The 19,057-nt window shown below is 71.6% G+C and carries 22 protein-coding genes; 10 read left to right on the forward strand and 12 right to left on the reverse strand.

The features are described from left to right. Positions 1-73: 73 nt before the first annotated feature. Positions 74-961: a TylF/MycF/NovP-related O-methyltransferase gene (locus tag AFL01nite_RS15315; RefSeq protein WP_186813872.1), complete on the forward strand. Its 888-nt coding sequence runs from the start codon at positions 74-76 to the stop codon at positions 959-961. A 9-nt stretch (positions 962-970) separates the two neighbouring features. Here the strand turns inward: AFL01nite_RS15315 and AFL01nite_RS08055 are convergent, their stop codons facing one another. From AFL01nite_RS08055 to AFL01nite_RS08065, 3 genes are all read right to left on the reverse strand, one after another. Then, the gene (locus AFL01nite_RS08055; RefSeq protein WP_146827160.1) at positions 971-1,447 is read right to left on the reverse strand and encodes a YflT domain-containing protein; all 477 of its coding nucleotides are present in this window, start codon (positions 1,445-1,447) and stop codon (positions 971-973) included. A gap of 83 nt (positions 1,448-1,530) precedes the next feature. Continuing rightward, positions 1,531-2,724 (reverse strand): acyl-CoA dehydrogenase family protein, encoded by a 1,194-nt coding sequence (locus tag AFL01nite_RS08060; protein ID WP_146827161.1) that lies wholly within the window; start codon positions 2,722-2,724, stop codon positions 1,531-1,533. Between the two features lie 82 nt (positions 2,725-2,806). Next, complete coding sequence (locus AFL01nite_RS08065) at positions 2,807-3,688, reverse strand: DMT family transporter (protein ID WP_222593448.1); 882 nt, start codon at positions 3,686-3,688, stop codon at positions 2,807-2,809. A gap of 208 nt (positions 3,689-3,896) precedes the next feature. Here AFL01nite_RS08065 and AFL01nite_RS08070 point away from each other — a divergent pair, with 208 nt between their 5' ends. The 4 genes from AFL01nite_RS08070 (at position 3,897) to AFL01nite_RS08085 (ending at position 7,173) form a co-directional block, all read left to right on the forward strand. After that, positions 3,897-5,129, forward strand: coding sequence for a magnesium transporter MgtE N-terminal domain-containing protein (locus AFL01nite_RS08070; protein WP_186813873.1), 1,233 nt, complete (start codon positions 3,897-3,899; stop codon positions 5,127-5,129). After that, positions 5,122-5,634 (forward strand): DUF1003 domain-containing protein, encoded by a 513-nt coding sequence (locus tag AFL01nite_RS08075; RefSeq protein WP_146827265.1) that lies wholly within the window; start codon positions 5,122-5,124, stop codon positions 5,632-5,634. Before AFL01nite_RS08070 ends, AFL01nite_RS08075 begins: the two co-directional genes overlap by 8 nt. Positions 5,635-5,699: 65 nt before the next feature. Next, positions 5,700-6,851 carry an Mrp/NBP35 family ATP-binding protein gene (locus AFL01nite_RS08080; protein ID WP_146827162.1) on the forward strand — a complete coding sequence of 384 codons (1,152 nt, stop codon included), beginning with the start codon at positions 5,700-5,702 and terminating at the stop codon, positions 6,849-6,851. 10 nt (positions 6,852-6,861) lie between these two features. Next, positions 6,862-7,173: a sec-independent translocase gene (locus tag AFL01nite_RS08085; protein ID WP_246119644.1), complete on the forward strand. Its 312-nt coding sequence runs from the start codon at positions 6,862-6,864 to the stop codon at positions 7,171-7,173. A gap of 18 nt (positions 7,174-7,191) precedes the next feature. Here AFL01nite_RS08085 and AFL01nite_RS08090 read toward each other — a convergent pair whose 3' ends face one another. Next, positions 7,192-7,752: a sigma-70 family RNA polymerase sigma factor gene (locus AFL01nite_RS08090; RefSeq protein WP_146827163.1), complete on the reverse strand. Its 561-nt coding sequence runs from the start codon at positions 7,750-7,752 to the stop codon at positions 7,192-7,194. Positions 7,753-7,903: 151 nt separating this feature from the next. On the opposite strand from AFL01nite_RS08090, the gene AFL01nite_RS08095 reads away from it, so the two are divergent. Further along, entirely contained in the window at positions 7,904-8,533 is a 630-nt protein-coding gene (locus AFL01nite_RS08095) for an O-methyltransferase (protein ID WP_146827164.1), read from the forward strand. Positions 8,534-8,543: 10 nt separating this feature from the next. Here AFL01nite_RS08095 and AFL01nite_RS08100 read toward each other — a convergent pair whose 3' ends face one another. The 3 genes from AFL01nite_RS08100 to AFL01nite_RS08110 all read right to left on the reverse strand — a co-directional run bounded on the left by AFL01nite_RS08100 (position 8,544) and on the right by AFL01nite_RS08110 (position 9,659). Beyond that, a complete protein-coding gene (locus AFL01nite_RS08100; protein WP_246119645.1) occupies positions 8,544-8,870 on the reverse strand; it encodes a hypothetical protein in 327 nt (108 codons plus the stop codon). 23 nt (positions 8,871-8,893) lie between these two features. Further along, entirely contained in the window at positions 8,894-9,055 is a 162-nt protein-coding gene (locus AFL01nite_RS08105) for a DUF3117 domain-containing protein (protein WP_082530405.1), read from the reverse strand. Positions 9,056-9,146: 91 nt separating this feature from the next. Continuing rightward, positions 9,147-9,659 carry a hypothetical protein gene (locus tag AFL01nite_RS08110; protein ID WP_146827167.1) on the reverse strand — a complete coding sequence of 171 codons (513 nt, stop codon included), beginning with the start codon at positions 9,657-9,659 and terminating at the stop codon, positions 9,147-9,149. Positions 9,660-9,797: 138 nt separating this feature from the next. Between AFL01nite_RS08110 and AFL01nite_RS08115 the strand changes: the two genes are divergently transcribed. Then, positions 9,798-10,688 carry an SGNH/GDSL hydrolase family protein gene (locus AFL01nite_RS08115; protein ID WP_186813874.1) on the forward strand — a complete coding sequence of 297 codons (891 nt, stop codon included), beginning with the start codon at positions 9,798-9,800 and terminating at the stop codon, positions 10,686-10,688. Positions 10,689-10,695: 7 nt separating this feature from the next. Here the strand turns inward: AFL01nite_RS08115 and dapE are convergent, their stop codons facing one another. Beyond that, entirely contained in the window at positions 10,696-11,760 is a 1,065-nt protein-coding gene (gene dapE / locus AFL01nite_RS08120) for a succinyl-diaminopimelate desuccinylase (RefSeq protein ID WP_146827169.1), read from the reverse strand. A 59-nt stretch (positions 11,761-11,819) separates the two neighbouring features. Here dapE and AFL01nite_RS08125 point away from each other — a divergent pair, with 59 nt between their 5' ends. The 3 genes from AFL01nite_RS08125 to AFL01nite_RS08135 are packed head-to-tail and all read left to right on the forward strand — an operon-like array spanning position 11,820 to position 14,766. After that, positions 11,820-12,833 carry an efflux RND transporter periplasmic adaptor subunit gene (locus tag AFL01nite_RS08125; RefSeq protein ID WP_186813875.1) on the forward strand — a complete coding sequence of 338 codons (1,014 nt, stop codon included), beginning with the start codon at positions 11,820-11,822 and terminating at the stop codon, positions 12,831-12,833. Then, entirely contained in the window at positions 12,833-13,540 is a 708-nt protein-coding gene (locus AFL01nite_RS08130; protein ID WP_146827171.1) for an ABC transporter ATP-binding protein, read from the forward strand. The genes AFL01nite_RS08125 and AFL01nite_RS08130 overlap by 1 nt, the downstream gene beginning before the upstream one ends. Continuing rightward, positions 13,537-14,766, forward strand: coding sequence for an ABC transporter permease (locus AFL01nite_RS08135; RefSeq protein ID WP_146827172.1), 1,230 nt, complete (start codon positions 13,537-13,539; stop codon positions 14,764-14,766). Before AFL01nite_RS08130 ends, AFL01nite_RS08135 begins: the two co-directional genes overlap by 4 nt. A gap of 4 nt (positions 14,767-14,770) precedes the next feature. Here AFL01nite_RS08135 and AFL01nite_RS08140 read toward each other — a convergent pair whose 3' ends face one another. The 4 genes from AFL01nite_RS08140 to AFL01nite_RS08155 form a co-directional block, all read right to left on the reverse strand. After that, positions 14,771-15,433, reverse strand: coding sequence for a VOC family protein (locus AFL01nite_RS08140; RefSeq protein ID WP_146827173.1), 663 nt, complete (start codon positions 15,431-15,433; stop codon positions 14,771-14,773). Positions 15,434-15,472: 39 nt separating this feature from the next. After that, the gene (gene rdgB, locus AFL01nite_RS08145; RefSeq protein ID WP_146827174.1) at positions 15,473-16,087 is read right to left on the reverse strand and encodes an RdgB/HAM1 family non-canonical purine NTP pyrophosphatase; all 615 of its coding nucleotides are present in this window, start codon (positions 16,085-16,087) and stop codon (positions 15,473-15,475) included. Beyond that, complete coding sequence (gene rph / locus AFL01nite_RS08150) at positions 16,084-16,803, reverse strand: ribonuclease PH (protein ID WP_146827175.1); 720 nt, start codon at positions 16,801-16,803, stop codon at positions 16,084-16,086. Before rph ends, rdgB begins: the two co-directional genes overlap by 4 nt. A gap of 64 nt (positions 16,804-16,867) precedes the next feature. Continuing rightward, positions 16,868-19,057 carry a choice-of-anchor J domain-containing protein gene (locus AFL01nite_RS08155; protein WP_222593449.1) on the reverse strand — a complete coding sequence of 730 codons (2,190 nt, stop codon included), beginning with the start codon at positions 19,055-19,057 and terminating at the stop codon, positions 16,868-16,870.

Here is a 19,057-nt window from a genome sequence, read left to right on the forward strand (position 1 = left end):
AGGGACCCTTGCGGAGTCTACGGGCACCGACACCCGGTCAACGTCTGGCGGTGGCCGAGCAGATGGTGTTTTGATGTGCCCCATGGTCTCGCTGACGGAGTTCACCCGCACCCTCGTGCCCGGCTCGACGCGCCTGAAGGAAGCCGAGGCCGAGGTGGCCCGGCTGCGCCAGCGGGTGAAGGCCGAGCGGCAGCAGTCGAACGACCTGAAGCGCGAGCTCAAGCGCGCGAAGCGGGGCGTCCAGAAGCTGCGCGCCCAGGTGGCCGCCCTCGAGGACGAGGTGCTCGACACCCGCCTGCCCGAGGACGTCGCCGCCACGGTGCGCGGGGTCCGCGCGGAGCACCTGACGTACCTGCCGATCACCCACCTGTCGACGCTGGCCAGCACGGTCCTCGACATCGAGGCCGACGGCATCCCCGGCGCGCTCGTGGAGGCCGGCACCGCCCGGGGCGGCTCGGCCATCGTGATGGCCGCGGCCAAGGCCCCGACGCGCCCGATGTACGTGTACGACGTGTTCGCCCAGATCCCGCCCCCGTCCGACCGCGACGGCGCCGATGTCCACGAGCGCTACGAGACCATCGCGGCCGGCAAGGCTCGCGGGGTCGGCGGCGAGCTCTACTACGGCTACCGCGACGACCTGTACCGCGAGGTGAGCGAGAGCTTCGCGCGCCACGGCGTCGCGCCCGAGACGTCGAACGTCCAGCTCGTGAAGGGCCTGTTCCAGGACACGATCGACCTCGACGAGCCGATCGCGCTGGCTCACCTGGACGGCGACTGGTACGAGTCGACCATGACGTGCCTGGAGCGGATCGCGCCCCTGATCTCACCCGGCGGCCGGATCGTGCTGGACGACTACTACGCGTGGTCGGGCTGCCGCGGGGCGGTCGACGACTACCTCGCCGAGCACCCGGGCTTCCGGCGCGAGGCGCGCGGGCGCCTCCACCTGGTGCGCGAGGGCTGACCCCGGCGATCAGAACGCGGAGGACGGACCCGGCATCCCGGCGAGCAGCTCCTGCCCGCGGGCCAGGTGCTTGTGCTCGACGAGCAGCTCGTACTTGCTCGGCAGGATCGTCTTGACGCTGGAGAAGTCGCGCTGGCCGCGGCTCATCGCGTAGCCGACCGCGGCGATGATGGCGCCCCACACGACGCCCAGCAGGACGCCGGTGAGCACGGCGGCCAGCCACTGGCCCTCGGCCGCGAACAGGCCCAGCAGCAGGCCGATGAGCAGGCCGAACCAGGCGCCGCCGAGCACGCCGCTGAGGATGACGCGACCCCAGGTGAGCCGGCCGGTCACCCGCTCGAGCTGCTTGAGGTCGGTGCCGACGATGAGCACGTTCTCGACCGGGAACTCATGGTCGGACAGGTGGTCGACGGCCTGCTGCGCCGCGTCGTAGTCGTCGTAGACGCCGAGGGACTGCGGGTACTCCAACGAGAAGATCTGGGCCATGACCCCAGCGTAGTCATGCGGACGGACGACGGCCCCGCCTCCGATTCGGGGGCGGGGCCGTCGCGGCGGTCAACGAGCGGGACTCAGAGCTTGTAGTCCTTGAGCAGGTTGCGGCCGATGATCATCTTCTGGATGTCGGACGTGCCCTCGCCGATGAGCATGAACGCGGCCTCGCGGTAGAGGCGCTCGATCTCGTACTCCTTGGAGTAGCCGTAGCCGCCGTGGATGCGGAACGACGCCTCGACGACCTCGTTGCAGTACTCGCTGGCGAGCATCTTGGCCATGCCGGCCTCGACGTCCATCCGCTTGCCGGAGTCCTTCAGGCGGGCGGCGCGGACGACCATCGTGTGGGCGGCCTCGACCTTGGTGGCCATCTCGGCCAGGCGGAACAGGATCGCCTGGTGCTGGGCGATCGGCTTGCCGAACGTCTCGCGCTGCTGGGCGTAGGCGATGCCGAGCTCGAAGGCGCGGTTGGCGATGCCGACGGCGCGGGCGCCGACGTTGACGCGGCCGACCTCGACGCCGTCCATCATCTGGTAGAAGCCCTTGCCGGGCGTGCCGCCGAGGATCTGGTCGGCACTGATCTTGTGCTTCTCCAGGATCATCTCGGTCGTGTCGATGCCCTTGTAGCCCATCTTCTCGATCTTGCCGGGCACCGTGACGCCCTGGGCCGTCTCGCCGAAGCCGGGCTCCTTCTCGACCAGGAAGGTGGTCATGTTCTTGTAGACGCTGTCGTCGCCCTCGTCGGTCTTGACCAGCACCGCCACGAGCGTCGAGCTGCCGCCGTTCGTCAGCCACATCTTCTGGCCGCTGATCTCGTACGACCCGTCGTCGAGCTTGGTGGCCTTGGTGCTGATCGCCGAGACGTCCGAGCCCAGCGACGGCTCCGACATCGAGAACGCGCCGCGCACCTCGCCGGTGGCCATCTTGGGCAGGTACTTCTGCTTCTGCTCCTCGGTGCCGTGCTGGATCAGCATGTAGGCCACGATGAAGTGCGTGTTGATGACGCCCGAGACGCTCATCCAGCCGCGCGCGATCTCCTCGACCACGAGGGCGTAGGTCAGCAGCGACTCACCGAGTCCGCCGTACTCCTCGGGGATCATCAGACCGAAGATGCCGAGCTCCTTGAGCCCCTCGACGATCTCGGTCGGGTACTCGTCCTTGTGCTCGAGGTCCGTGGCGACCGGGATGATCTCCTTCTCCACGAACTGACGCACGAGCTTGAGGATCTCGACCTGCTCTTCGGTCAAGCCCTCGGTACTGACCAGACGCCCCATGACGGTGCTCCTCGAATCTCGGTGGGAATCGGGGTGAGCCTACAATGTGGGCCCGCGCACACCGGTGCGGGGACCGGACCGTTCAGTCCGCCACGAGCGTCTCGGGCTGACGCGCCCGTCCGCTCGCGGCGGTGACGACGGCCAGGCCGGCCAGGATCAGCACGATGCCGCCGTACGTGGCCCACGGCAGCGACTCCCCCAGGAACGCGGCGGCCAGCAGGGCGGCTCCGGGCACCTCCAGCAGCAGCATCAGCGAGACGACCACGGGCGACATCACCGCCAGCAGGTGGTTGATGACCGAGTGGCCGAGCAGCTGCGCGCACACCATGACGGCGACGATCATCAGCCAGGCCCGTGCCGACCAGCCGCCGAGCGAGACGCCCGTCGCGAGGCACGCGACCAGCAGGATCGCCGAGCAGATGCCGTAGCAGGTGAAGGTGTAGGCGGTCGTCGACAGCGTCTCGCGCACGCGCGCCCCGGCGATGACGTAGATCGCCGCGAACAGGCCGCCCACCAGCGCCAGGCCGTCGCCGATGATCGCCTCGCGCGAGAGGGACAGGTCGACGCCGGAGATCGCGACGACCCCCAGGACCGCCAGGAGTGCTCCCCCGACCACGGCAGGGGCGGCGCGCCGGCCGCGGAGGGCGTCGATCGCGATGACGAAGAGGACCTGCATCGAGACCAGCGCGGTGGCCGCGGCGACGGAGGTCAGCTTGAGCGAGCCGACCCAGCAGGCGAAGTGAGCCGCCAGCGCAGCGCCCGCCACGCCGGCGAGGAGCCACCCGTGCCGGCTCTGGCCCGTGATCGCCGAGCGGTGCCGCGTGAGGGCGAACGGCGCGAGCAGCCCGGTCGCCATGGCGTTGCGCCAGAACGCGATCGCCAGCGCCGGCGCGGCCGTCGCGGCCATCAGCGGGCCCGACAGCGAGACGCCGACCACCGCGATGGCCGCCAGCACGAGATTCACCGCGCCAGTCTCCCCCGCCCCACCCACCTCGCGCGCGCTGGGGAGGCGGTGAGCCTGGTCCCACCGGGGTCGGCCGGCGGTGAGCCCGGTCCCACCCCGCTCGTCTGCGTAGGACCGAGCTCACCGCTCGTGGGGGCCGGGTGGGACCACACGCACCGCTTCGCCGGTCCTCGGCGCTGAGCGGCCGGGGGCCGGTAACCTCGGAGCCGTGACCAGCCAGCCGACCCGGATCTTCGTGTCCCGCCTCGTCGGCCAGGCCGTGTTCGATCCCGTCGGCGACCAGGTCGGCAAGCTGCGCGACATCGTCGTCGCCGTCCGCAGCACCACCCAGCGCCCGCGCGTGCTGGGGCTCGTCATCGAGGTCCTCGGCCGGCGCCGCGTATTCCTGCCGATCACCCGCGTCACCTCGATGGACTCGGGCCAGATCATCACCACCGGCGTGCTGAACCTGCGCCGCTTCCAGCAGCGCTCCACCGAGACCCTGGCCGTGCACGAGCTCTTCGACCGGCAGGTCACGCTCGCCGACGGCACTGCGGCGACGCTGTACGACATCGCGATCGAGCAGGACCCCCGCCGCGACTGGTACGTCTCTACCGTCGCCGTGGCCGAGCACCACAAGCGGTTCGGCCGGCGCGGCACGAGCCACGTCCTGGAGTGGGACGAGGTGCACGGCCTGGCCAGCGAGAGCGCGGCCCAGGGCGCCACCAACCTGCTCGCGATGATGGACGAGATGCGGCCCGCCGACATCGCCAACGCCCTGCGCGACCTGCCGCCGAAGCGCCGCATGGAGATCGTGCGCGAGTTCGGCGACGAGCGCCTCGCCGACGTGCTGGAGGAGATGCCCGAGGCGCTGCAGGTCGAGGTGCTCGGCATCCTCGACCCCACCCGCGGCGCCGACGTCCTGGGCGAGATGGACCCCGACGACGCCGCCGACCTCCTCGGCGAGCTGCCGGCCCAGACGGCCGAGGAGCTGCTCGACCTGATGGAGCCCGAGGACGCCGAGGACGTGCGCCGCCTCCTGTCCTACGAGGAGCGCACGGCCGGCGGCATGATGACCACCGAGCCCATCGTCATCGACCCCGGCGCCACGATCGCCGACGCGCTCGCCCTGATCCGCGAGCCCGAGCTGAGCCCGGCGCTCGCCTCGATGGTCTACGTGTGCCGGCCGCCGCTGGAGACCCCCACCGGGCGCTTCCTCGGCGGCGCCCACTTCCAGGCCCTGCTGCGTGAGCCGCCCTCCACCCTGGTCAGCCAGGTCATCGACAACGACATCGACTGGCCGCGTCCCGACGCCTCCCTGGCCGAGGTCGCGGGCATGCTGGCCGCGTACAACCTCGTCGCGCTCCCGGTCGTCGACGAGAACCAGCACCTGCTCGGCGTCGTGACGATCGACGACGTGCTCGACCACCTGTTGCCGAAGGGGTGGCGTGAGAATGGCTGACCGCGAGCGCCTCGACCAGCCCCGCGACCTGCGCCGCGGCCTGGCCCGCAACCTCGCCGCCCGCCGCGAGGCCGCCGACCCCGAGCGGTTCGGCAAGTTCGCCGAGTCCGCGGCGCGGTTCCTCGGCACGGCCCGCTTCATCGCGTGGATGACGCTGTTCATCCTGGTGTGGATCGCGTGGAACGTGCCGTACGGCCCGGACCGCCCGCGTTGGGACGAGTACCCGTTCATCTTCCTGACGCTGATCCTGTCGCTGCAGGCCTCGTACGCCGCGCCCCTGATCCTGCTGGCCCAGAACCGGCAGGAGGCGCGCGACCGGATCACCGCCGAGCAGGACCGCGAGGCGGCGAGCCGGTCGCACGCCGACATGGAGTTCCTGGCGCGCGAGGTCGCGAGCCTGCGCATCGGCCTCGGCGAGGTCGCCACGCGCGACTTCCTGCGCAGCGAACTGCGCGGCTTCCTGGCCGATCTCGACCGCGCGGACGAGTCCGGCGACCGAGACTGACCTCACGTCCGTCCGGCCCCGGACGCGGCGCGGGACGTTCGCACCGGCCCCGTAGACTCCTGCTCATGGCTGACGTCACCCAGGAACTGATCACCGAGGCGCTCTCGACCGTCAACGACCCTGAGATCAAGCGCCCGATCACCGAGCTGGGGATGGTCGACACCGTCACGATCGGTGAGACCGAGATCGTCGTCCGGCTGCTGCTGACCGTCGCCGGCTGCCCGCTCAAGGACACGCTGACGCGCGACGTCACCAACGCCGTGGCCAAGGTCGCGCCGGCCTTCACCGTCCGCGTCGACATGGGCGTCATGACCGACGAGCAGCGCAAGGCGATGCAGGAGCAGCTCCGCGGCGGCCGCGCCGAGCGCGAGATCCCCTTCGCCCAGCCCGGCTCGCTGACCAAGGTCTACGCGGTCGCCTCCGGCAAGGGCGGCGTCGGCAAGTCGTCGGTCACCGTCAACCTGGCCACCGCGATGGCCAAGCGCGGCCTGAAGGTCGGCGTCCTCGACGCCGACATCTACGGCCACTCGATCCCTGACATGCTCGGCGTGGGCGACCAGCGCCCCACCCAGGTCGAGGACATGATCATGCCCGTCCCCGCGCGGATCGGCGACGTCGAGATCAAGGTCATCAGCATCGGGATGCTGAAGCCCCGTCGCGACCAGGTCGTCGCCTGGCGCGGCCCGATGCTCGACCGCGCGCTCGTGCAGATGCTCGCCGACGTCTACTGGGGCGACCTCGACGCCCTCTTCCTCGACCTGCCGCCGGGCACCGGCGACATGGCGATCAGCATGGGCCAGCACCTGCCCGGCGCGGAGTTCATCGTCGTCACGACGCCGCAGCAGGCCGCCGCCCAGGTGGCCGAGCGTGCCGGCACGATGGCCTCGATGATGCACCAGCGCGTCGTGGGCGTCGTCGAGAACATGTCGTGGCTGCTGCTGCCCTCCGGCGAGAAGATGGAGGTCTTCGGCTCCGGCGGTGCCGCCCAGGTGGCCTCCACGCTGAGCGCCCGGCTGGGCTACGAGATCTCGGTGCTGGGTCAGGTCCCGCTCGAGGAGCGCCTCCGCGAGACCGGCGACTCGGGCGCCCCGATCGTGGCGTCCGATCCCGACGCCGAGAGCGCCAAGGTCCTGCAGCAGATCGCCGACCAGCTGAGCGGCCGCTCGCGCGGCCTCGCGGGCATGCAGCTGGGCCTGGCCCCCGCCGGCCGACTGTAGGATCGCGCCCGTGGGCTTGGGCTGGGCGGAGATGATGGCGATCGCCGTCGTGGCGATCCTGCTGTTCGGGCCCGACCGGCTCCCGGGCCTGGCCCGTCAGGCCGCGCAGTTCGTGCGCACCGTCCGCCAGATGGCCGACACCGCGAAGAGCGAGCTGAGCCGTGAGCTCGGCGACGACTTCAAGGACCTCAACCTGCGCGACCTCGACCCGCGCGCCGCGGTGCGGGACGTCATGTTCTCCGACCCCACCCCGCCCCCGGTGCCGAGCGTGCGCATCCTGCGGCCGGGCGAGGTGCCCCCGTTCGACTCCGAGGCGACCTGAGCCGTCTCCCCGCTCCGATCAAACGCCGAGGGCGCCGAGGACCCGGGTGCGGCCGGCGCGCGGCTCGCGGTGGGCCAGCTCGCGGCGCAGCGCCGCACGGCCGCGGTGCACGCGCGTGCGCACGGTGCCGACCTTGACGCCCAGGACCAGGGCGATCTCGGCGTGCTCGAGCTGCTCGACGTCCGCCAGCACCACGGCCACGCGCAGGTGGCTCGGCAAGGTGGCGAGCGCGGCCTCGATGTCGGAATCGAAGCCGGCGTCGTGGATGAGGTCGCCGGGCAGCGAGCCGCCGTCGGCGAGCCGCTCCTCGTGCGCCGGGGTCAGCGCCGAGGTGGGCTGCCGGCCGGCGCGACGTGCCTTGTCCAGGAAGAGGTTCGTCGTGATCCGGTGGATCCAGCCGGCCAGGTTGCGCGCCTCGTAGCGGTCGAGCGAGGTGAACACGCGCTCGAACACGTCCTGCGTGAGGTCCTCGGCGTCCTGGGGGTTGCCGGTCAGCCGCGTGGCGAGGCGCCGCACCTGGGGCGCGTGCTGGGCGTAGATGTCGACCTGGTCCTGCACAGTCGGCTTCCGGTCGGGCATGCGTCGAGTCTCGACGGCCAACCTGAGAGCAGCCGAAGAACCCGCTGACGGTTGGCGAAGTCCCGTGGGCCCGACCCCGCGAGTCCCGTCATCGCTCGGGGCTCCGCGTCGATAGGCTGGGCCCACCCGCCGAACGAATTGCGAGGGGACGATGACGACCGAAGCCAGCCTGGCCTACGCCGAGCAGTACCAGCCCGAGGACGACCACCTGCGTGCCGCGCGCCAGCACGCCGAGACCGTCGGCGTGGTTCCGGTCCTGCCCGGCGCCCGCGCGGCCCTGACGTTCCTCGCCGGCGCGGCGAACGCGAGGAACATCGCCGAGATCGGCACCGGTACCGGCGTCTCCGGCCTGGCCCTGCTGCGCGGCATGCTGCCCGACGGCGTGCTCACGTCGGTCGACCTCGAGGCCGAGAACCAGCGACTCGCGCGCGACGTGTTCCGCGCCGCCGGCATCCCCCCGACCCGCTTCCGGCTCATCACCGGCTCGGCGCTCGACGTGCTGCCGCGGCTCAACGACGGCGGCTACGACCTGGTGTTCTGCGACGGCGACAAGGTCGAGTACGGCGAGTACTTCGACGAGGCGCTGCGGCTGACGCGCGCCGGCGGCTTCGTGGTGTTCGACAACGCCCTGTGGCACGACCGCGTGGCCGACCCGTCGCGCCGCGACCCCGAGACCGTCGCGATCCGCGAGCTGGTCGAGCGGGTGGGCAACGACGAGGACCTCTCCGCGCTGCTCCTGCCCCTCGGTGACGGCCTGCTGGTGCTGCAGAAGCCGCACTAGGCCCGAGGGCTCAGGCCTCGAAGCGCGGGGCGGACCGGAAGCCCGCCGGGCCGCGGACGACCGCGACGACCTCGAACGGCTCGATCTCGGGGGTGACCCCGATCATCGCCGTGGCGGGGGCGTCGGCCGCCCGCGTCTCGAAGTCGGCCTGGAACGCGGCGCGCGCCTCGTCGCTGACGAAGACGTAGGTTCCTTCGAACCACTCGCCCTCACGCGCGCGCCACGTCTTGAACCGCAGGCCGGGCAGGCCCGCGAACTTCGCATGGGACTCGGCCTCGACGTACTCGTGGAGGCGTTCGAGAGTCCCATCGGGTGCGTCGGCCAGGGGCCAACGCACCGAGAGTCCGTACACCGCCGAGCTCAGACGGCCTTGAGCTGGTCGCCGAGCGTGGCGGCCTCTTCGTTGTTGAGCTCGACCACCAGACGTCCGCCGCCCTCGAGCGGGACGCGCATGACGATGCAGCGTCCCTCCTTGGTGACCTCCATCGGTCCGTCGCCGGTCCGAGGCTTCATGGCGGCCATCTGTACCCCTCTCGTTGGTCGCCCGAGATTTCGGGCCGTCATCCATTATCGCGCATCGCGGCGACGGATTCACGCCAAGGGTCGAGAAGGGTCAGGCGGAGCGCAGTTCGCCCGTGCCGTCCGAGCGATCGGCGGCACCGGCGTCGGCGGCCGGGCTGACGATGCGGGGATCGATCTCGGGGCGCACGCCGAGCATGGCGACGAGCTCCTGCTCGGTGGCGAGGCGCTCCTCGAGCTCGTCGATCTGCGAGCTGCCGGCCTCGAGGTCGGCGCGCAGGCGGGCGATCTCGGCCTCGCTCGCGCGCAGGCGCTCGCTGACGGCGCGACGGAAGGACGCGTCGACGTCGAGGTGCTCGCGCTCGCGCTCGGCGATGAGCCGGGCGTCGCGCACACGGTCGCGCGCGAACTTCTGGCGGAACTCACGGAGCTCCTCGGACATGAGGACGGTCGACGTGATGCCGGCCGAGAGGGCCACGCAAGAGGCCATGATGAGGGCCGGAATCGTCTGCATCGCCACAGCGGCGATGACGACGACGGCGGCCAGAGCAAGCACGATCGCGGCGGATGTCACGCGCAGCGAGCGGGGAAGTGTGCGGCTGGACATGCGGCCCAGATTAGGGGCGCGGTCGCGGCCTGCGCCGACGGCACGCCGAGGCGCGGCGACAAAGTTTCAGGTACGGCCTGAGGCTTGCGCATTTTCCTCGGAGAGCCGACCGCGTCGATCCTCATTACGGTGGTCCCCGTGCCCGTCGCCCCCTTCCCCGTCCGGGTCGCCGTCGCGGCGACCGCCCTGCTCGCCGTCGCCGGCGGCTGCTCCACCCCAGCCGACCCGTTCCAGGCGCCCAGCGGGCAGTACCTCGCGATCGGCGACTCCTACTCCGCCGGCTTCCGACCCTCGCTCGACGGCGAGCCGCCCGCCACCACGAACGACGGATTCGCCTGGCAGGTGGCCGACGCCACGGGCCTGGAGCTCGTCAACGTGAGCTGCTCGGGAATCACCACCACGGACTTCGTCTCGGGAAGGCCGTGCGCCGAGGACCTGCGCGGTGATGACGCCCCCGACCGTACGGACGGCTCCGAGGCGTCGACGGTGCTCGGCCACGTGGACCGGCACCCCGACGAGATCGAGCTCGTGACGGTCGTGCTCGGCACCAACGACCTGCGCCCGTGCACCTCGTTCGGCCCGCGGTGGCGGGAGTGCGTCGCCCGCGTGCTGCCCCGGGTGGAACGAGCGCTCGACCGGCTGCTCTCCGACCTGCGCGAGCGGCTCGGACCCTCGGTGCCGATCGTGGGCCTCACCTATCCGGACGTGTGGGCCGCCGAGCCCGTCCGCGAACCGGATGCGCCCCGGTCGCCGCTCGTCACCGAGGCGTCGGTCGAGCTGTTCCGCGACCACCTGAACCCGATGCTGCGCCGGACGTACGCCGGGCACGGTGCGCGCTTCGCCGACGTCACCGAGGAGTTCGGCGGCTACCTGCCCGTGGAGCGCCGGACGACGGCGGGCGAGGTGCCGGCCCGAGCGGCCCTGATCTGCACGGAGACCTACTACTGCGCCCGTGACGACGGCCACCCGAACCCGCGCGGGCACGAGCGCATCGCCGATCTCGTGCTGGAGACGCTCCGCCCCCGCTGACCGCGCCTCAGCCGGCCGACAGCCAGGCGCGCAGCCGGTCGAGCACGCGGTGCAGGTGCTCGACGGGAACCTGCTCGTCGGCCTTGTGCGCGTACCGCGGGTCGCCGGGCCCGTAGTTCACCGCGGGCACGCCCAGCAGGGTGAACTTCGCGACGTCGGTCCACCCGAACTTGGGTCCGACCTCGCCGCCGACGGCCTCGACGAACGCCGCCGCCGCAGGACGGTCGAGACCGGGCAGGGCACCCGGGGCGGAGTCGGTGACGGTGAGCTCGTGACCGGCGAAGACCTCGCGCAGGTGTGCCAGCGCCGCGTCCTCGTCGCGGTCGGGGGCGAAGCGGTAGTTCACGGTCAGGACGCCCTCGTCGGGGATGACGTTGCCGCTCACTCCCCCGCGGATGCCCACCGCGTTCAGGCCCTCGCGGTAGGTCAGGCCGTCGATGTCGACCGTACGCGGCGCGTACCCGGCCAGCGTCGAGAGCGCGGGCGCGAGGTCGTGGATCGCGTTGTGCCCCATCCACGCGCGGGCCGAGTGGGCCCGCTCGCCGACCGTGCGGATCTCGACGCGCATCGTGCCCTGGCAGCCGGCCTCGACGCCGGCGTTCGAGGGCTCCATGAGGATGGCGAAGTCGCCGGCGAGCCAGTCGGGGTGCTCACGGGCGATCCGGCCGAGGCCGTTGTGGACGGCCGCGATCTCCTCGGCCTCGTAGAACACCCACGTGACGTCGCGGACCGGCTCCGCGAGCTCGGCGGCGAGGCGCAGCGCGATCGCCGCGCCGCCCTTCATGTCGCACGTGCCCAGGCCCCAGAGGGTGTCGCCCTCGAGGCGGGACGGGAGGTTGCCGTTGATCGGGACCGTGTCGAGGTGCCCGGCGATGACGACGCGCTCGTCGCGGCCGAGCTCGGTGCGGGCGATGATCGTGTGCCCGTCCCGGACGACCTCGAGGTGGGCGCACGCGCGCAGCGCCGCCTCGACCGCGTCGGCCAGCTCGGCCTCCTGCAGGCTCTCGGACGGCACGTCCACGAGCGCACGGGTCAGGGTGACGATGTCGGCGGTGAGGTCGAGGGAGGCCATGCGTGGAACCCTAGCCCGATCCCTCCCCACTAGTGCGCATTGCGTGGTACCTTCCGGCGGTGACCTTCACCCGTACGTTCCGGCGGTTCGTCCTGCCGACCGCCTGGCTGCTCATCGGCGCCACCATCGCCGTGAGCCTCGCCGTCCTCGCCTTCGGGGGCGGCGCCACCGGCGCCGAGGGTACCGAATCGCCCACGGCGGTCAGCCTCTCGCCCACGATCACGGTCGAGCGCGCCACGCTCGAGAACTCGCTCGAGATCGACGGCACGATCGTGATCGACCCCGCAGTGCCGGTGAAGGCCTCCGTCGACGGGACGCTGACCCACGTCCACGTCCCCAACGGCGCCAAGGTGTCGAAGGGCGACCCGCTGTTCGAGGTGCGCACGGTCGTGGAACCCGAGGTCGCTGCCGAGGACGAGGACGACGAGCCGGCCCCGCCCGTCGTGCGGTTCGTCGCGGTCACCGCGCCGGCCACCGGCCGGTTGGCGGCCTTCACCGGGAAGGTCGGCGACGAGGTCACCGGCGACGCGGCCATGGCCCGGATCAAGCGCTCCACCTTCACCGCACGCGGCACCGTGCCCGTCGTCGACCGGTACCGCCTGATGGACGCCCCCGACGAGGCCCGGGTCACGATCGACGGCGGACCCGAGCCCTTCACCTGCACCGACCTGCAGATCGCCGACGAGGGAGTCGAGAGTGCCGGTGGTGCCGAGGCCCCGGTCGAGGAGGGCGAGGAGCCCGAGTCCTCGTCCGCCGCCGAGGTGGTGTGCGACGTCCCGGAGGACGTCACCGTGTTCGACGGCCTCGAGCTGAGCATGAGCATCGACGCCGGCTCGGCGCAGGACGCCCTCGTGGTCCCGGTCACCGCCGTGCGCGGTCTGCTGAAGCGGGGCACGGTCTGGGTGGTCGACGACTCCGGGAAGCAGACCGAGCGGCGCGTCCGGCTGGGGGTCAACGACGGCAAGAGCGTCGAGATCCTCAAGGGCCTGGAGGAGGGCGCCCAGATCCTGCAGTACGTACCCGGCTCCCCCACCGACGGCGACGTCGGCGGCGAGTCGGAAGCGGGCTACTGATGGAGGACGCGCCGGTCGAGCTCGTCCGCCTGTCCGGCGTGGGGCGCACCGTCGTCCTCCCCGACGACGAGGACCTGACGATCCTGTCCGGCGTCGACCTGGTGGTGCACGGCGGCGACCACATCGGCATCGTCGGCCGCTCGGGCACCGGCAAGACGACCCTGCTCAACATGCTCGGCCTCCTCGACCGGCCGACGCACGGCACCATGGAGTGGGCCGGGCGCGACGTCCGCCGGCTCTCCGGGCGCGCCACCGCCCACATCCGGGGCCGCGAGATCGGCTTCGTGTTCCAGCAGTTCAACCTGCTGCCCGGGCTCTCCGCGCTCGAGAACGTCATCGCGCCGCTGATGTACGCCTCCGGGCGCGAGTTCTGGTCGCGGCGGCGGATCGCGGCCGAGATGCTCGAGCGCGTGGGTCTGGCCGAGCGACTCGACAGCCGGCCGCAACACCTCTCCGGCGGCGAGCAGCAGCGGGTCGCCATCGCGCGCGCCCTCGTGCGATCGCCGCGGGTGGTGCTGGCCGACGAGCCCACCGGCGCGCTCGACGTCGAGACCGGCGCGCAGGTGATGACGCTGCTCGACGACGTCTCGCGCGACTCGGGCGCCGCGCTGATCACCATCACGCACGATCCCGGCGTCGCGGCGATCGCCCGTCGCCGCTACCGGCTCGAGCACGGCGCCCTGCACCCGCTCGAGGCCGCCGCGTGATCGGGCGGGTGCTGACCGGCTTCGCCGCCGCGGTCATCGAGGCCTGGCACGAACTGCGCATCCACAAGCTGCGGGTGCTGCTGTCCCTCGTGGGCGTCGGCGTCGCCGTGGCGGCGCTCAGCGGCACCGTGGCCGTCGCCGACATCGGCCAGCAGGCCCTGGTCGAGCAGTACGAGCGGGACGGCCGCCCGGCGATGCTCAACGTCTACGCGTACGACCCCCAGGACGACACGGGGTCGGGTGCCTCCGCCGCCATCGTCCGGCCCGCCGTCGCGAAGGTGACGGAGCAGTTCCAGATCAGCCACGCCTCGATGGCGGGCAACACCCAGCTGCGGGCGAGCCGCGCCGACTTCACGAGCGACGTCGACCTCCTCGTGGTCGACCCGCCGTACGCCGTGATGCACCGGGTCGTCACCCGTCAGGGACGCTGGCTCGTGGACTCCGACGCGGCCAACCTCTCCCCCGCGATCGTGGTCGACCCGCGGCTGTTGAAGGACATGGGACTGGCCGAGGCGAGCCTGCCGGCCACGATCGACCTGAAGGGCGCCTCCACCACCGTGAGCGCCACGATCGTCGGGGTCACGGCGACGTCCGATCGCTACATGGAGTTCGGCCGCGCCTACCTGCTGGCCGACGCCTACGAGCACTGGTTCGGCGCGACCCAGCCGATGGCCGACGCCTCCTGGAAGATCTGGGTGCCGACCGACGGATCGGAGGAGCTGACCGAGGCGATACGCCGGTCGATCAACGCCGAGCTGCCCGGATTCGAGACCCAGGTCGACCGCAGCGACTACCTCGCCTGGGGCGGCAACGACGACCTGGACTCGGTGAAGTGGGTCGTCGTCGCCGTCAGCTCGGTCATCCTGCTGCTCGGCGCCCTGAGCCTGCTGAACGTCTCGGTCATCACGATCCAGCAGCGGGTCCGTGAGATCGGCATCCGGCGCAGCTTCGGCGCCACGTCGGGCCGGGTGTTCTTCTCGGTCGTGATGGAGAGCATCGTCGCCACGTTCGTCGCCGGGCTCGTCGGCGTGATGATCGCGATCGCGCTGGTCAACGGCCCGTGGACCGCGAAGTACCTGCTCGAGGGCGTGGCCGACCCGCCGCCCTTCCCGATCTCGGCCGCGGTGCTCGGCATGGGCGTCTCGCTGCTCGTGGGCGCGCTGGCGGGCGTGCTGCCCGCGCTGGTCGCGGTGCGCGTGCGGATCGTCGACGCGATCCGCTTCTGAGTCCTCAGGCCTCGAAGACGCAGAACTCGTTGCCCTCGGGGTCGGCCATGACCGTCCAGCGACGGTCGTCGCCCTTCGGCAGCAGCACGGAGGCACCGCGGGCGACGAGGTCGTCGAGCGTCGCGTCACCGACGAGCGTCACGTCCCAGTGGACGCGGTTCTTGACCGTCTTGGGCTCGGGGACCCCGACGAAGTCGAACGACTCGGTCGGTGCGCCGGGGATGTCGTCGACCCACGTGTACTCGTCGTTCGTGCCGAGGGTGGCGCCGAAGACCTCGGCCCACCAGGTGCCGATCGCGAGGTGGTCGACCGCGTCGACGACGACGTCCTTCAGCCCTTCGGGTCGCCGGTCGCCCTCGAACACGCAGAACTCGTGGCCCTCGGGATCGAGGAACGTCGTCCAGCTGAACTGGCCGGGCTCGGTGAGTCGCGGGAGGTCCGAGAACGGCGCCAGGTCGCGGGCCATGAGGTCGAGGTGGACCCGGTTCTTGACGGCCTTGGGCGGCGCGGGGTTGAGCCAGATCGTGTCGCGGGGCGACGCGCCGCGCAGCACGGCGCCCTCGTCGTCGACCTCCCCCCGGAGGTGCAGCCAGCGACCCCATCGCTCGGCGGCGGCCGCCGGGTCCTCGACGTCGATCACCAGGTCCTTGAACGCCACGAGTGCCATGCGCCCACGGTAGGGCGGGCCCGGCCCGCCGTCACCCCGTCAGGCGCTGAGGACCGACGCGACGGTGGGCGCGATCGCCCGCAGAGCACGGCCCCGGTGGCTGATCGCGTCCTTGTCCTCGCGCGACAGCTCGGCGGTCGAGACGTCGTACCCGTCGGCGGCGAACAGCGGGTCGTACCCGAAGCCACCCTCGCCGCGCTCGGCGCGCAGGACCCGTCCCGGCATCTCGCCGACCTCGACGACCTCGGTGCCGTCGGGCAGCACGAACGCCATCGCGCACCGGAACACGGCGCCGCGGCGCTCGTCCGGCACGTCGGCCAGCTGGGCCAGCAGCAGCCGGTTGTTGGCGGCGTCACCACCTTGGTCCTTCGGCACGCCCGACCACCGTGCCGAGAGCACGCCCGGCATGCCGTTGAGCGCGTCGACGCAGATGCCGGAGTCGTCGGCCAGGGCCGGCAGGCCCGTGACCCGGGCGGCCGAGCGGGCCTTGATCAGGGCGTTGCCCTCGAAAGTCGGCTCGGTCTCGGCGGGCTCGTCGTAGGGCTCGACGTCGGCCAGGCCCAGCACCTCGACCCCGGGCACGAGCGGCTCGAGGATGCGGCGCAGCTCGTCGAGCTTCTTGGCGTTGCCGGACGCCAGGACGACGCGGCTCACCCGGCCAGGGCCTCACGCTGCAGCCGGGTCAGGTCGGCGCAGCCCTTCTCGGCCAGCCCGAGCAGGGCGTCGAGCTCGGCACGGTCGAACGGGGCGCCCTCGGCGGTGCCCTGCACCTCGATGAACGTCCCCGAGCCGGTCATCACGACGTTCATGTCGGTCTCGGCGCGCACGTCCTCGACGTACGGCAGGTCGAGCATCGGGACGCCGTCGATGATGCCGACGCTGACGGCGGCGATCGAGTCGACGAGCGGGTCGCCCTTCACGGCACCCTGTTGCTTGAGGTGGGCGATCGCGTCGACGAGTGCCACGTAGGCGCCGGTGATCGCGGCGGTGCGGGTGCCGCCGTCGGCCTGCAGGACGTCGCAGTCGATGGCGATCGTGTTCTCGCCCAGCTTCGACAGGTCGACCGCGGCGCGCAGCGACCGGCCGATGAGGCGGCTGATCTCGTGCGTGCGGCCGCCGACCTTGCCCTTCACGGACTCGCGGGCGGAGCGGTCGTGGGTGGCCTGCGGCAGCATCGCGTACTCGGCGGTGAGCCAGCCCTGGCCCGAGCCCTTGCGCCACCGCGGCACGCCCTCGGTGGCCGCCACGGCGCACAGCACCCGGGTCTTGCCGAACTCGATCAGGCACGACCCGGCGGCGTGGTCGAGCCAGCCTCGGGTGATGGTGATCGGTCGGAGCTCGTCGGGGGTCCTGCCGTCCTCGCGCGTCATGGCCCCACCGTATCCGCGGGAGGACCCGCGGCCACGGTGGGGCCGATGACGCTGACGGAGAGGCTCAGCGACCGCCGGGCTGGACGGCGCCGTTGACGGTCAGCGTGTACGGCGCGTACTGCTGCACCATCTCGGTCGACTCGTCGTAGGCGACGATCGCGACGACCTGCTTGGCCGGGCGCAGCTTGATCAGCGACCACTTGTCGACCGTGAACGAGCTCTTGCCGTCCCACGCCACCTGGGCGACGTAGGGCTTCTTGCCCGGTCGGAGGCCGACCAGCTTGACGTGCCAGTTCTCGACGGGCGTCGGACGGATCTGCGTCGGCGACTTGAAGTCACCGAGGTCGGAGCCGTCGCTGATCGTCGTGCCGCCGATGGCGACGTTGTCGATCTTGAGGCCGCCCTCGTTCACGCCACCGTCGGAGATGTACCGGAACGACAGCAGGATCTGCTGACCGGCGTACGCCGACAGGTCGAACGTGTGCTGCTCGAAGCCGTCGGTGGCGCCGTTGAGGGACGGGCCCTGCGGTCCCGCGACCGTCTTGTCACCGGCGATCGACGTGTACGTCGCGCCGCCGTCGGTCGAGACCTGGACGTAGCCGTAGTCGTAGCCCTCCTCGGCGCCGTACTTGGCGTCGAGGGTGAGCGTGGCGTTCGTGGCCGGCACGGTCACCGGGGTGACCGCTGAGACGTCGAGGCTGTTGGCGTCGCCCGAGAACAGCACGGCATCGCCGGGCCGGTCGGGATCGTTCGTGACGGTCGACCACTTCAGCGGCTGCTCGGGCAGCGTGGTGGCGCCCTTGAACGTGACCTTGCGCAGCTTCGCCCCCGTGACGGCCTTGCCACCGACCTTCAGCGGCACGTAGTCGGCACCGTTGGGCGCGGCGCCCGGCGTCTCGTACGCGGCCGGGTTGGCCAGGTTCACCGTCGAGCGCAGGCTCGGCGAGGTCACCGCGGCCTTCTTGGCGCCGACCAGCGTCGCCTTCTTCGCATCGCCGAGGATCTTGTCCAGCAGGGTCATCGACTGGAAGTCGTGGAAGACCGTGCGCCAGCTCTTGCCCTCGGCGGCCAGCTGCTTCTTGATCGCCGCAATGCCCTGGGCCTCGCCGTCACGGTGCAGTGCCGAGATGAAGTCCTGGCCGAACTTGTCGTACAGGTACAGCATCAGCTGGTACGCGTGGCCGTAGTCGGCCAGCACGCCCGAGGAGGTCTTGCCCTCGTCCCACAGGTTGAAGGAGTTCTCGGGGCCGCCGCAGTCGCGCGGGGTGGTGTTGTAGTCCGTCCGCACCGTGCCGAAGCCCTGGAAGCAGTACAGGTGGCTGTCGGCCTCGGGCTGGTCGACGGTCTTGGTGCCGTCGACGTAGCCCACGAGCGTCTGCGCGAAGTCCGACAGGCCCTCGTTGACGCCGATGGTCTCGTTCGGGTCGGTGTAGTACTGCAGCAGGTGCTGGTACTCGTGCGCGAACGTGCCCTCGTAGAGGCGGGGGCGCGCCGGGCGGCTCGTGCAGAGGTCGTCGGTCGCCTCGTCGACCGGGTTGGCACCGGTGCGGTGCGCCCAGTCGTACGCGTCGATCGTCATGACGTTGCGGTCCATGTACTCGTTGAACGCCGACGAGAAGAACCCGGCGATGTACGTCGGGGCCGCCGGGAAGTCGTAGAAGTTGTCGTCGCGGACGTTGTCGACCAGCGTCACGATCTTGTCGCCGCCACCGGTGAAGTCACCCTCGATGAGGGCCTTGGAGCCGTCCCGTGCGGGCGCCGTGCTGAAGGCCGCGGCCTCCTTGGGGTAGATGTTCGTGTCGAACTCCTGCACCAGGCCGTTGACCTGGGCGTCGGTGACGACGGTGGCCGCGGCGCCGCGGCAGTCGTCCGCGGGGAACGCGGTGTCGTTGGCCACCCACACCTCGATGTGGTCGCCGACGCCGCGCAGCGTGAACTCCTTGTAGTAGGCGCCGCCCTCGATGTCGTCGAGCGCGAGCCACTCGCGCACGGTGCCGACGGCGGGCGTGACCGCGGCCGGCGCGACGCTGCGGCTCTGGGAGCGCTTCTGGGCCTTGAACTGCTGCGGGGCCTGGACCTTCTTGCCCTCGACCGTGAGGTCCTTCAGCTCGAGGTCGGGATGGAACGGCCGCGGGTCGGCGGCCTTCGTGGTCGACGGCGCGGCCGACGCCGTGGTGCCGGCGATGGCGGGTGCCGTCAGCGCCGAGGCCGCGAGTGCCGCGGCCACGGCGAGTGGCTTCCAAGAGATCGTCAC

The sequence above is a fragment of the Aeromicrobium flavum genome, assembly GCF_007992115.1.
Taxonomy (GTDB): Bacteria; Actinomycetota; Actinomycetes; order Propionibacteriales; family Nocardioidaceae; genus Aeromicrobium; species Aeromicrobium flavum.

Bases quoted from the DNA above. Each gene is read 5' to 3' on its own strand.
- AFL01nite_RS08110 (WP_146827167.1), bottom strand. From the start codon at position 9,659: ATGTCCAGCCGCACACTTCCCCGCTCGCTGCGCGTGACATCCGCCGCG.
- AFL01nite_RS15315 (WP_186813872.1), top strand. From the start codon at position 74: ATGTGCCCCATGGTCTCGCTGACGGAGTTCACCCGCACCCTCGTGCCC.
- AFL01nite_RS08140 (WP_146827173.1), bottom strand. From the start codon at position 15,433: ATGGCACTCGTGGCGTTCAAGGACCTGGTGATCGACGTCGAGGACCCG.
- AFL01nite_RS08090 (WP_146827163.1), bottom strand. From the start codon at position 7,752: ATGCCCGACCGGAAGCCGACTGTGCAGGACCAGGTCGACATCTACGCC.
- AFL01nite_RS08105 (WP_082530405.1), bottom strand. From the start codon at position 9,055: ATGGCCGCCATGAAGCCTCGGACCGGCGACGGACCGATGGAGGTCACC.
- rph (WP_146827175.1), bottom strand. From the start codon at position 16,803: ATGACGCGCGAGGACGGCAGGACCCCCGACGAGCTCCGACCGATCACC.
- AFL01nite_RS08130 (WP_146827171.1), top strand. From the start codon at position 12,833: ATGGAGGACGCGCCGGTCGAGCTCGTCCGCCTGTCCGGCGTGGGGCGC.
- AFL01nite_RS08080 (WP_146827162.1), top strand. From the start codon at position 5,700: ATGGCTGACGTCACCCAGGAACTGATCACCGAGGCGCTCTCGACCGTC.
- AFL01nite_RS08060 (WP_146827161.1), bottom strand. From the start codon at position 2,724: ATGGGGCGTCTGGTCAGTACCGAGGGCTTGACCGAAGAGCAGGTCGAG.
- AFL01nite_RS08055 (WP_146827160.1), bottom strand. From the start codon at position 1,447: ATGGCCCAGATCTTCTCGTTGGAGTACCCGCAGTCCCTCGGCGTCTAC.
- dapE (WP_146827169.1), bottom strand. From the start codon at position 11,760: ATGGCCTCCCTCGACCTCACCGCCGACATCGTCACCCTGACCCGTGCG.
- AFL01nite_RS08095 (WP_146827164.1), top strand. From the start codon at position 7,904: ATGACGACCGAAGCCAGCCTGGCCTACGCCGAGCAGTACCAGCCCGAG.
- AFL01nite_RS08075 (WP_146827265.1), top strand. From the start codon at position 5,122: ATGGCTGACCGCGAGCGCCTCGACCAGCCCCGCGACCTGCGCCGCGGC.